Raw genomic sequence first — 12012 nt, forward strand, 5'->3', positions numbered from 1 at the left:
CGACGCCCGGCCTCGTGCGCCCGGCGTTGTGGCGAAGCGCTTCGCCACTACGATGTGGACCTGGCTGAGTGCCGGGCCCTACAGCGTAACACACCTTTCCGTTTGAGCTCGGCGTGGATCGTCGGCCAGTCCGGCTGGAGCCGCGCCCCGGTCGGCGGTCTGTGATCCGTGAAGAGGCACGTGGCTACGACCACCTCTCCGGGGTCCGGTGCCAGTGGGCACAGCAGCCGCGACGCCCGAAGGTGGCGTAGGCACTCGCTGATCGTGCTTTGGGACAGCCCGAACCGACAGCACGCTTCGTGGCAACTCTGTGATGCAGGACATCTCGCAGGTCCGCAGCTTTATCGGAGGACTGTGGTCTGCGCGCGGCTGAACGCTTCTACGCGCCGACTTCTCCGTCCCAGCGCCGCACCTATCCTCGGCTTGGGAAAGCATGCCTCAGAGGTGGCCGATCCGCTCGAATCCGAAAGCGACGTACGCTCCAGCGGCACAGCCTACCGGCGCTTATCGGTATTCACAGTCGCAAACGGTTTGCCGCCTAAGTCCGCCGCGCGCATCTAATTTATAGAAGCGAGTGGACCCACGAGCGCGGAATGGCCGCCACTCGATTTCCGGAAAGGAACCATCAGCACAACCTGTTGATGTGACTCAACTTACAGCTTCCCTCGACGTCTGCATGCGACGGCCTCGTCGAGGGGGAATTAAGCCGCCGTTCGAGAGCTAGATCTCAACCGTAATGCGCATTGCTTCCTCGAGTTCGAGTCTTAGTTTCGTACCCCACATCGAAGCTTAAGATGTCTCCATGTCTGACGGCAAGTAGGCCCCATTCGCAACGGATGGATCAGTATCCGGGTGCACAGATTTCCGCGGAGAAAATAGTGCCCGGTGCGATGTCTTCGCCGATCCAGCCAAGCAGATACTCCGCCGGGGTGAGCGCCAGCTCCAAAACGACAGCATTCGTTTCCTCGGGAGTCATCGGCCGACCGGGGTTTTTTCCAGTGGTTTTCACGGACTGCCGGAGATAGTAGCCCGGGTGAGTCTTTGGCAAGACCGTGAGTAGCGTGATCTTCGGCGTTGTGGTACCCGCCCGCATGGTGGACAGTTGCATGCAGTCCACGCCGGTACGATGTAACTCGCGAAATACTCCTCGGAGCTCATGAGAGTACTGAAGCCGAAATGGTGCGCCTGTCTCTTCGGGGTGAATAGCCGGACTAAAGAACAGCAGATAGGATCGATAGCTTGGTCGCTGGGGGTCTCGCGCTTTTAGCTGGATGGTTCGTCGTCGCGCGTGCTTATGGTCGTAGACCTCCGTCCGAAGCGTTTGAAGGAATTCGTACGGCGTATCACCCGAAACGCCAATTCGCACGCACTCCAACGGTCGCTCAAATGCGCTGAATTGCATCTGATACTGGAGAAAGTCTGGTGCCCGTTGGCCGACGAGCGATCCCCCTGCACGCACAAGCATGCGCACCTCGTGATATCGAACCTTGACGTCGGCATGCTGGGCTCGAAACAGCTCATCGTGACGGTGCAACGTATCCAGACTATCGACATCCTCCTCGACGTCAACGATATCGGGGATGGCGGGAGGGGCAGGACTCACGGCCGGGGAGGGGGGCGGGGGCGACTCCACGTCGGCCAGTGTTCGGAAGAAGCGATCCGATTCCGCCAGCGTGGCGTGATAGTGTCCCTCCATTCCTTCATGCAACGCCCAATGAAAATTCAACGTCTCGGGCTTTGGATCGAGTAGCAACAAACGTCGTTCAAGAACCGTCCGCTGCGCCCGTCGCACCGAGTTGGCAATGGCTGCGTCGAGCAACGACACGGCGAAATCGAGCACGCTTTCCGGCGCCCCGCGCGATCCCGTCCGGAACGTGATACCAGTGATCAGACCGTGCGTCTTCTCGTCCGAATCCAAGACGTCTACCGGGAAATTCTCGCAGATGCCGCCATCAACGAGCAACATGCCGCCATTTGCCGTGCTTGGCCCACGCAGATAGAACGGTATGGCACACGAATCAAGCACGGCGTTCACAACGTCCATCTGCGGGTCCTTCTCGGTTGCGTAGACGTGCGCTCGACCGTTGGTCAGATCAGTCGCGACGACGTGCAGCGGAATCCGGAGATCCTTGAATAACGAAACTTTATGCTCCGCCAGCACAGCCCGTAGCGCGTCGCGAATTGGATCAATGGCCACCATCGGCTGACCGCGCGCTGCTCGCACCAATTGCCAGGCGTTCGGAGGCGGAACAATGCGTTCCAGGCCTTTTCGATTGTCAATAATCCGTCGGCGCAGATGTTCAAAGTTCACGCCTGCGGCGAAGAGAGCGGCGGCGATGGCCCCCGCCGAGGTGCCTGCAATTCGAGTCACCTTGATGAGCCCAAGCTTTTCAAGGCGCTGGACTGCGTCCAGTGCCGCGAGGAGGCCGCACAGCTTGGCGCCTCCTCCTTGCACTGCGAGTTGGAGTCGAATTGTCATTGGAGGAAACGTAAGGTGGACGCGGCGGCTTCCGTGGGCGTAAACGCCGCGCTAGTTAGAACCTCATGCTCGTCATGGAGGCGCACGAGAGGGCAGGCTTACATAAACGGCCCAACGACGTGAACAAAATAAGAGTCAGACGACCGAAGTCTTACAATGCTTCGCGAACTGCATTGCGCTCGACGAGCAGGCACTACGAACGGACCGCTTGATATCACCAGCCTGGATCAGTTCGTCGACGACACGAAAAGAAAAGCACCTGAATCGGACACCCGCCGAAGAACGCGCCCTCAGCCTCTCGCGATGCCGCGTTCAACTGATTGCGCAATTCCGGCGGCAGCGTTGGAGCCGTTGGCGTGTAGATCAGCACTACGCGCTACCTCTCTCTACGGTCGTGATAGCGATGCGTTGCCCGGGATTAAGTCGGCCCTCGCGGGTGGTGCGCCCTTGTTGGTGACAGCGCGCAAATCTTCCCCGTGTTGGACAACGCAAATTGGACGCACGACGCACGACGCACGACGCAAGACGCACGACGCACACGCGCGAGCATGCGAAGGACGGTAACTGTTGCTCGCCCATACCAAGGGCCGGATAGCGAAAGCTGGCCGCTGGCGCGACGGTCGCTGGTGTCGAACATTCGCGTCGGTGGGGCGTGCGGAGGATGACACGTGCGCGTCTCCGCTCTGATAGTAGATGCGTTGCGTATGGGGGGCGACCGGGACCAGCACCGGCCGGCGTCGCTCGCGGACAGCGAATCACGCCGCCCCGCCTCCTGCAATTGAACGGGACCTCCCCGGTCGAATGCGTTGCACACTCTTCGAAGGAGATCTACGCAATGAAAAAGAAGCTCTGGGTACTCGGAATGGCCGCCGTCGTAGGTGCCGGACTCCTCACGGCGCCGCAGCGTGCGGAGGCGGCGGTGCGGTGCCACTCGAACGGGTCGGCGTGCTGGGCGAACAACCCTCAGGCGTGCTGCTCTGGGAACTGTGACCTGGCCGCGGCCGGTGACATCGCGGGCAAGTGCCGCGCGGTAAGCGACGAATAGCGCGGACGGCGACGACGCTGACGACTAGCCTCGTATGACAACCAACGCCGTCAAAGGTATTGGGGAGAAGCTCTTGAACGTGGCCATCGCCGTGCTAACAGTGTGCGCGGTGGCGGTCACCTCCATACGCGTCATCGACTGGGTGAAGCGCCCCGCCGATCCGCTTGAGCCGCGCTCCATCTCGAATGCGGCGACCTTCGCCGGCTCGCGGCACGTCCTGGGCAACCCGGCCGCGAAAGTCCGCATCATTGAGTTCTCGGACTTTCAATGCCCGTACTGCAGGAAGGCGGCGGTCGATCTCAAAGACTTGGTCGCTCGCTATCCTGAGCTAGTGGCCTAGAGTATCGGCACTTCCCCATTTCAGGGCATCAGTTCGCAGTAGCAAGTGCCGCCGCGGCCGAATGCGCGGGAGATCAGGGTCGCTTCTTCGAGTACCATGATCAGCTATTTGCGAACGCCGATTCTATCGGGAAGACGTCATTCGCGGCGTTTGCCGTACGTGCCGGGGTGGCGGACACGGGGCGGTTTGGCCAGTGCTTGGCAGACTCCGCCACGGTCGCACGCGTCGAAGTGGACCGTATTCGCGGTACGCGCCTACCGGTTGATGGCACGCCGACGTTGATCATCAATGATCAAGTGATCGGTGGATTCCCTGGAAAGAAGCGCTTGGAAGAGCTGGTAAAGGCAGCCCAGTATCAGTAGACACACGGCGGCCGTGCACGACGTGCGGACCGCCCCCATTGCACACAACGTATCCCTTGGAGCCAACCATGAAGCGTGCTTTCTCCCTCGTCCTCGGCACCGCAATCCTACTGGCCGCAGCCGCCGAATCGAGCGTCGCGGCTGCGGCGCCGCGGTGTTCGTCGAACGGTTCCGTATGTTTGGCGAGCAACGCTGGAGCGTGTTGCACGGCGGTCTGCAACCTCGCCCATGCGGACGATACCAAAGGCGTCTGCGCGGCCATCGAGTAGGCATCTCGCGTCTCAGTAGGCGCGCGGCGGCTTCAATCTCCACCACGTGCCACATTGCGCGCATCATGAGCGTGTGTGCTCTCTCGTCCTCGGCGCCGTCATCTGGCGGCAGCCTCTGCCGAATCGAACGTGGCATGTGCGGCGCCGCGTTGTTCCATAGCCGGTTCCCGTTGTTACGCGGACCGTCCCGAATTCTGTTGCTCGGCGTTCTGTGTTCGAAGTTCCGACGGATTTAGTGGCGTGCTGCTGGTCCTACGACATTGAACTGGCGCCCCGCGTCTCAGGTTTCAGCAGATGCCCCGCCCCTCGTTGGGGCCGACGTCCGGTCGGCGAGACCCATTCTCGCCGACCGGACGCGAATACTCCATGAGATGCGACGGACAATGACGATAAGGTGGCGCAGTACGCTGCGAGTCGGCTTGATAATCGGGGCGGTGTACGGCCGCCTCCTCGCGGCGCAAGGCCCGCGCGAATCCATCGTCGTTCGGGTACAGAACGATAGTGCGCGCGCCCTGGCCGGCGTGGCGGTGATCGTGGTTCGAGGGCCGGATCGTGCATCCCAGCAGGTCATCACGGGCTCCGCCGGCGTGGCGTCCGTGGAGTTCGCGGACGGCACCGGCGACTACCTCGTGTCTGCGAAGGCCGCCGGCTATGCGGCGGTGCGTCGCCGCATCACGGCCGCCGAGGGGGAGCATCGTTTCCGAATTACCCTCCTGCTAAAACCGGATACGACGCGGCTGGTTGCCATCCGCGTGCGAGCCGCGCGCGACGCGCCGCCACCCTTTCATCGCTCTTCGTTCGACCAACAGCCGGGCGACGTGCCGGGCGTGGTTGGTGGCGTCACGGGCTTCGTGACGCCAGAGCTGGCAGGTTCGATTGACGCGCTTGCGTTGACGGTGCCGGGCACCGTGGCCGGCTCGACTGGGTTAAGCGTTAACGGTTTGTCCGCCGACCAAAACGCGGTTCGCCTCAATGGTGGGGAGTTCTCCTCAGGCAGCCTACCGCGCGCGGCGCGCGTCGAGACCCGCGTCCAGACGAGCACCTTCGACGCGACACGCGGGGGCTTCGCTGGCGCCGCTGTCGATCTCCACCTTGGTCCCGGTTCGCGCACTTACCAGCGGCGCTCGGCGTTCGGGACGCTCTCCGGAACTCCGTTCCTCGCCTCGGCAAAGGCCAACTCCCGGCCCGTCGGCCTGTCCACGCTCAGTAGCGAATGACCTACAACGTGGCCGCCCAAGGGGTCGTCAACGTCGGTGAGCCCTTCAGTCTGTTCGGCGACAATGACCGCGCGTTGGGAGGCGATGTCGTTCGGCCGCAGACCCTTGCCACATTGCGCGCCGTCGCGACGGAAGGCGGGACTGGTCCCACGCGCGCGCGCGATCTTGCCGTCGTGAGTCGCGCTGGCACCGTGGTCGGCCGCTTCGATCTCACCGCCGACTCGCTCGCTGAGCGGACGCTCCTCGCGTTCGCGGACTGGACCGACGCCTCAGGAGGCGCAGTCGGCCGCTTCGCCACGGCGTCGACTGGAAGCCGGCGCCAAGCGCGCTCGGCCGGCGCGCAGGTGAGCACGGGCTCCTACATCGGTGCCCGGCGCACCACTCTGCTGCAGACTCGCCTCTTGCTCAGTCACCGCGGTGAGAACCGAATACCCCTGAGCTCCCTGCCGTCCACACTCGTCGTCCTGACGGCGGACGATGCCACGGCGGCCGCCCAAGGGACGTCCGTACAGCTGGGCGGCACAGCGCTGCCTGGGTCCCACGTAACACGAGACCTCGCCGAGGGCAGTCTGGATCTGACGTCGAACCAGCGCGGCACCGCGCACCGCTTACGCGCACAACTCGCCGCGCGCGTACAGGCCGTGGCGACCGAGGCCTCGATGGATGGCCGGCGCCTGCTCACGTACGCCTCGGTCGACGCGCTCGTAGCCAATCAACCGTCGTCCCTCGAGCTTCTGGGGGCGGTGCCACGTACCGCAGCACGCGTCGGGAGCGCAGCGCTGGCGCTGTCGCACGAATGGACTTCCTCGCGTTATCTCAAGCTGATCTCCGGTGTGCGCCTAGAGACCGAGCAGGCCTTCACGCCAGTGACCATTGGGTCTGTCGGTCGGGATTCGCTGCAGGTCCGTCGCCTTGACGCGACGCGCGAGATCTTGCCGCGTGTCGGCTTCACGTACGCCTATTCCCGCAAGGGCACGATGCCACCGCGCGCGGCCGTCAACGGCCTTGGTACCCTTTATCAGTTCCCAGTCGGCTATCTGCGCGGGGGGATCGGCCGCTTCCGGTCGCTGCTCGTGCCAGACCAGCTGGCTAGGGTCGGACGGCGCGACCGCGTTTCCGGCGTCACGCGGAGCTATTGCGTCGGATCGGCAATCAGCCCGTTCGTGTGGGGCGAGCTGGGGCAGGACGCTAGCGACCCGAGCACGCTGCGCTGCTTAGAAAGCGCGGGCGAGCTGAGCGACGCGGGCGCCGTGACGTCGACGATGGCCAGCAGCTATCGCGTGCCCGCGACCTGGAAGGCATCAATGGGCTGGGGTGAACGCTTCGGGGCGTTCTCTCTCCGTCTCGATCTCGAAGGCGCAGTCACGACCGGCGTGGCAGATGCGGTGGCGAGCAATCTCCGCTTCGTCCGGCTCAGCGCGTTGGGCGCGGAAGGCCAGCGCCCGCTCTACGTGTCCCCGTTGGCGATTGACGTCGCCACGGGCCTCCCAGACGCCCGTGACGCCCGGATTCTGCCGCTACTCGGGCCGAGCACGCAGCTCCGCAGCGACTTAGGCGTTCGGAGTCGGACGGCCACGGTGACACTCACCCCGCGCACCCAGTCGCTCGGAGATGGCCGACTGCTGTACGCGCAGCTTGCTTGGACGCTCCAGCGCTCGGACATGCAATTTCATGATTACGAGGGCGCGTCGGCCGCGCGCGGCGTGTCGCGACGCTGGGCGGCCTCTCCGATGGACGTCCGCCAAAGCGCCATCGTCCAAGCTGGCCTGCTGCTGCCGCATCTCGCGACCATCACCGTAACGGGGCGATTCCAGTCCGGCTCGCCATTCACCCTGCAGGTGGCGGGCGACATTAACGGCGACGGAGTGGGCGGCGACCGGGCCTTCATTCCTTCGCTAACGTCGACGGGCTCCGGTACGGCGCGCGCGCTAAATGCGTTGCTGCCGTCGCTGGCTGGGGAGACACGTCGCTGTCTGCTGACCCAGCAACGGCAGGTCGCGGCGCAAAGCTCGTGTCGAGGGCCGGGAGTCGCCCTGGTGGACGCCCTCATCATACCTCGTGTCGGTCTCCACGTGGCTGGGCGAACCGTCCGCGTCGCGCTGGCCTTGAAGAATATCGGCGCGGGACTGGACGGGCTACTTCACGGCCAGGGACGCGCGAGGGGGTGGGGTGACTCACGCATTCCGGATCCCCTCCTCCTCTCGGCGACGGGGTATGACAGATCCAGCGGTGCCTATACCTACGCCGTGAACGCGAGATTCGGGCGAGCGCTCGGCGGGCAGGACTTTGCGCCGGGTCTGTTTCGAGTGTCGCTGGACATGTCCGTCGATCTTTCGACGGCGTACGACGTGCAGCAGCTCCGGCGGGCCGTCGAGCCCCTACGGGGAACCGCCGGGTGGGAGCGGCGCAGCCGGGACTCGATTTACGTCGCGTACCTGCGCACGACCGCGAGCGTGTATCGGTTCGTATTGGCGTACAGCGATTCCCTGTTCCTCACGGGGGCGCAGCAGCAGGCACTTGAACGCGCGGATAGCGCCTATGCTGACAGCGTGCGGACGATCTACCGCGGGCTGGCGCAGGACCTTTACGAGAGCGGTTCCCGGGTGGGCACTTCTGGGTTGCAGCGCGTGGCGCGCGCTAATGCGCTGTACCTGAACCTGTTCTGGGCGCAACTCCCTACGCTCCGCTCCCTAGTTGATGCGCGACAACTCCAACTGCTGAATGAGCTGCAGGAGATGTTCAACACCTTGGCGAAGGACCGAAAAGACTCCCAGTTCAATCTCGGCTTTCCAGTTCCGCCGCCGCGCCGCTGACGAGCGCCACAGGCTACACGGGCCGGCGTATCTCTTCGGAATATTCTTCTTCCGACGCTTTCGGACCAAAAGTCGTCGTCAGCTCGGCAGCGACATCGACTTGCCAGATGCTGACGCCGGCGTTGGCAAATCGCCTCCTACGACCGCGGAGGTGCGAACGCCGTACCCGCTGACCAAGCAGGTGCTGGTCGCCAAGCTGACGGGTGACAGCGACGTAGCGCACAGGAGTGGTGGCGTACATGCCCGAGAAGATCCCTCTAGCGAGCGAACGGGCGTGAAGTTCTCGTGCGTGAGTCGCGGCAGAACGCGTGCGCGTGGATTTCAACGCACACCGAGCGTAAGCGCGCGACGGAGGAGACCTCCATCGTCGACAGTTCACTCAACCGCTAACACGACTGCCGTGAACGCACAGCACTCGGACATCGAGATGCGGAGGAGTGAAGCGGGCGCGGTGTTCAGCGCGTTTGAGGCCCCGGTGCTGGGGAACCGTTGGGGGACCCGATACAACTGATGTCGGATGTAGCGCGTCGATGTCGTTATGTGACAAGCCGAGTACATATGACGAACCATTTGCAGATAACGGTATCGGATTCGAACCAATAGTTGCAACGGTCGGTGTGAGCGGCGCGCTCAGTTCGCGGGTATTGTGTCGCATCGTGCGCGAATTGTTCGATGCTCTTCTGCGGGGCGTTCCAGCCTCCGAACGTGGTAACCGAACCTCATCCCTCATGATTCTTCCGGTCTTGGGTGTCCACCGAGGCTTGAGTTCGTAGCGTACACATGAAGTGCTCTGTCAGTGAAGGGATCGAGCGCATTCCCCCGCGGCTAGTGAAGCAGTGGGGTTTCATCCCCACCATGGTCCACTGAGGTAGCCCATTGGCTACATGCACCTCGACGAGCACGTCGAGGGCATCGATGCCGAGTACGGCGGCGGAGGGGGCGGCGGCAAGCATGGGAAGACAGTACGGTGCAGGGCGCCGATCACTGTCATCCGAATGCGGCGGGCATTATCCCTCCAACGCCAACGCAGAAACGGGCGCCCTCGCGGGCGCCCGTTCTTGTTTGCGTCATACCAACGCGATCACTTCATCACCCGCACCGACCTACCGGTAGAAGTACACGTTGTCGATGTAGAGTACCGACGGGGCGCCGGCCACGAACAGCATCTGCTGCAACTTGTTCTTGGCGGTGAGTCCGGTAAAGCTGGCGAGCGGGATGTTGAGCGACACCCAGCTGCCGGTCGCGATCTGTCCCGCCTGATACTTGCCGATCGCGGCGGTGCCGGTCGCATCGTTCACGAGCTGGATTTCGAGCGTGGCGGACGGATTCGGCGACCAGACGTCGATGTGGATGCCGGTCATCGCGGTCGCATCGACGTTGTTGGCCGGTACGGCGGGGCCGAACTCGATGCCGACGAAGTTGAACAGCGAGTACTTCTTGATGCTGCGCCCGGCGACCGTGAACGGATCGGTCAGCTCGTTGTTGGCCGCGCTCCAGCTGGTGCGCCACGTGTCGACGCCGCGGTTGGTGTAGGCGGTCGTAAACAGCGAGATCACATCCACGGCGGCCTTGGTCGGCGCCGGGGCGATGGTGGTCGGCACCCCCAGCGGGGCGGTTACCGTGACCGTCGAACTGGACGCGACCGCCAGGCCGTTCATCGTGGCGGTGATCGTCGCCGTGCCGGCGGACACACCCGTCACCAGACCGTCCACGCTCACCGTAGCCACGGCCGGATTGCTCGATGTCAGCGTATACCAGCGCCATGCCACATCGGTCAGCTTCCCGCCGTTCGACAGCGCCGGCGTCGTGAAGTTCACCGTGTTCGGACCAGCGCCCATCTGCTGCGCCGTGCCGATGGCGATGTTGAGCGTCGGCCACGCCACGGCGGCGGCGGTCGGCGCCGCAACCTGCGACGCGGGGAGGCTTTCGTACTGCACGTCGGCGAACCACACCGTGTAGTTGTTCGGACCGTCGGCGAAATGGAACAGTCCGTTCATTGCCGCCGCCTTGCTCGGATTCGGCAGGGGGATGATGTACTTCGTGAACGTGGTGGTGAGCGGGATGTCGAGCGACTCGGCGTTGAGCGCCGTAGTCGCGGCATTGTTGCCGATACCGACCTTCAGGGAGCCCTTGGCCACACTGCTCTTGGCCCAGAAAGTGAGGGCGTTGAACGCAGACAGATTGCGCGGCGTGGCGGACACGAACGCGCCGCCGGAATAGCCGCCGCTGCCGGTCACGATTGCCTTGATCGTCTTCTTGCCGTTGTACAGCGTGGTGGCATCGATCGTCACGGCGTTGGTGGCGCCGCCGAAATCGGCGAAGCTCACCCCGGTGTCGTACGCATCGGAGAACACCAGGGAGCCCGCCGGAACTGGCGCCGTCACGGTGATGAGACGCGTGGTGGTGCGCGTAGACGCGGTGTGGGTGGCGGTGATCGTCGTGGTGCCCGCCGCGAGGGCCGTCACCAAGCCAGTGCCGCTCACGGTCGCGACATTCGCGGCCGACGAGGCAAAGGTGACGCCCGTGGCCAGCGCGCCGGTGGAGGCGTCGCTATACGTGCCGGTCACGGTGAGTTGCTGCGTGGCGGCCACGAGCAGGTTCACGGTGGCGGGCGTGAGGGCGATCGACGACAGCGTGGGCGCGGGCGGTGCCACGGTGATCGTGGCGGCGGCCGACTTGCCCGAGGCCGACGCCGTGATCGTGGCGGTGCCGGCCGAGAGCGCGGTTACGACGCCGGCGGTGCTGGCGGTGGCGACCGTGTTGGCGGACGACGTGTACGTCACGCCGGATGTGATCGCCGCCGTCGTGTTGTCGCTGTAGCTGCCGGTCACGGTCAGCGCTTGCGTGCCGCCGATGGCGAGGTTGGCGGTGGTGGGCGAGACGGCGATCGACGAAAGCGTCTTTGGCTCGGTGGTGCTCGACGAGTCGCAGCCGGCGAGCAGGACGCTCGCTCCGGCCACGAGGGCGACGGCAATTCGGGTGAATTGCGGAATACGCATGCAGTGCCTCCAGAAGGCGATGTCGATATCACGACATTGAGGGAGTCCGAGCGCGCGGCGGGGATCCGAGCCAGAGGCAAGCAGGGGAGCGGCGCGTGAACTTTGTTGGGTAGGAAAACAAAGCATTCAGCAAAAGCGGCGAAAAGTCAAGAAAGTGGCATCACGTTCGACCGGGAAATACTACCGTTCTCGTCCGTCCGAGAGGCAAGCTGAGGCGGCTGGCCCACTGCTCAAACATTGTTCGGTCTTCATACGAACTCGTCGGCTACGTACCCGGCCAAGTCCAACGACTCCGACCCCTTGAACCCATTCCAACGACTCCGTCCCCTTGAACCCATTCAACGACTCTGACCCCTTGAACGGGGCCCCCTGATCCCGATCGCGCAGACGCTCGACCGCGCGTCGAACCTGCCGGCACGCCACCGTCTTCGGGAGCAGGCGGGCACCATCGGCCTCGTGGTGCCCGAACTTGGTTGGGCGCTGGTCAC

General features: G+C 64.0%; 6 protein-coding genes and 1 pseudogene. 4 read left to right on the forward strand and 3 right to left on the reverse strand.

What is annotated here, in order from left to right; genetic code table 11:
• Positions 1-841 precede the first annotated feature (841 nt).
• A complete protein-coding gene (locus tag RMP10_RS02755; protein WP_310568944.1) occupies positions 842-2479 on the reverse strand; it encodes a patatin-like phospholipase family protein in 1638 nt (545 codons plus the stop codon).
• Between the two features lie 1079 nt (positions 2480-3558).
• Between RMP10_RS02755 and RMP10_RS02760 the strand changes: the two genes are divergently transcribed.
• The 4 genes and pseudogenes from RMP10_RS02760 (at position 3559) to RMP10_RS02775 (ending at position 8525) form a co-directional block, all read left to right on the forward strand.
• Positions 3559-3864 (forward strand): thioredoxin domain-containing protein, encoded by a 306-nt coding sequence (locus RMP10_RS02760; protein ID WP_310568945.1) that lies wholly within the window; start codon positions 3559-3561, stop codon positions 3862-3864.
• Between the two features lie 11 nt (positions 3865-3875).
• A pseudogene (locus RMP10_RS02765) lies at positions 3876-4226 on the forward strand (thioredoxin domain-containing protein); the annotation flags it as partial.
• Positions 4227-4878: 652 nt separating this feature from the next.
• Positions 4879-5712, forward strand: coding sequence for a carboxypeptidase-like regulatory domain-containing protein (locus RMP10_RS02770; RefSeq protein ID WP_310568946.1), 834 nt, complete (start codon positions 4879-4881; stop codon positions 5710-5712).
• A complete protein-coding gene (locus RMP10_RS02775; RefSeq protein WP_310568947.1) occupies positions 5709-8525 on the forward strand; it encodes a hypothetical protein in 2817 nt (938 codons plus the stop codon). Before RMP10_RS02770 ends, RMP10_RS02775 begins: the two co-directional genes overlap by 4 nt.
• A gap of 13 nt (positions 8526-8538) precedes the next feature.
• Here the strand turns inward: RMP10_RS02775 and RMP10_RS02780 are convergent, their stop codons facing one another.
• Together RMP10_RS02780 and RMP10_RS02785 are read right to left on the reverse strand one after the other, a co-directional pair.
• Positions 8539-8766 carry a hypothetical protein gene (locus RMP10_RS02780; RefSeq protein ID WP_310568948.1) on the reverse strand — a complete coding sequence of 76 codons (228 nt, stop codon included), beginning with the start codon at positions 8764-8766 and terminating at the stop codon, positions 8539-8541.
• An 862-nt stretch (positions 8767-9628) separates the two neighbouring features.
• Complete coding sequence (locus RMP10_RS02785) at positions 9629-11524, reverse strand: Ig-like domain-containing protein (RefSeq protein ID WP_310568949.1); 1896 nt, start codon at positions 11522-11524, stop codon at positions 9629-9631.
• Positions 11525-12012 lie beyond the last annotated feature (488 nt).

The organism is Gemmatimonas sp. (assembly GCF_031426495.1).
In the GTDB taxonomy this organism is placed as follows: Bacteria; Gemmatimonadota; Gemmatimonadetes; order Gemmatimonadales; family Gemmatimonadaceae; genus Gemmatimonas.

Coding starts and splice junctions, on each gene's coding strand:
- RMP10_RS02760 (WP_310568945.1), top strand. CDS start 3,559: ATGACAACCAACGCCGTCAAAGGTATTGGGGAGAAGCTCTTGAACGTG.
- RMP10_RS02775 (WP_310568947.1), top strand. CDS start 5,709: ATGACCTACAACGTGGCCGCCCAAGGGGTCGTCAACGTCGGTGAGCCC.
- RMP10_RS02770 (WP_310568946.1), top strand. CDS start 4,879: ATGACGATAAGGTGGCGCAGTACGCTGCGAGTCGGCTTGATAATCGGG.
- RMP10_RS02755 (WP_310568944.1), bottom strand. CDS start 2,479: ATGACAATTCGACTCCAACTCGCAGTGCAAGGAGGAGGCGCCAAGCTG.
- RMP10_RS02780 (WP_310568948.1), bottom strand. CDS start 8,766: ATGTACGCCACCACTCCTGTGCGCTACGTCGCTGTCACCCGTCAGCTT.
- RMP10_RS02785 (WP_310568949.1), bottom strand. CDS start 11,524: ATGCGTATTCCGCAATTCACCCGAATTGCCGTCGCCCTCGTGGCCGGA.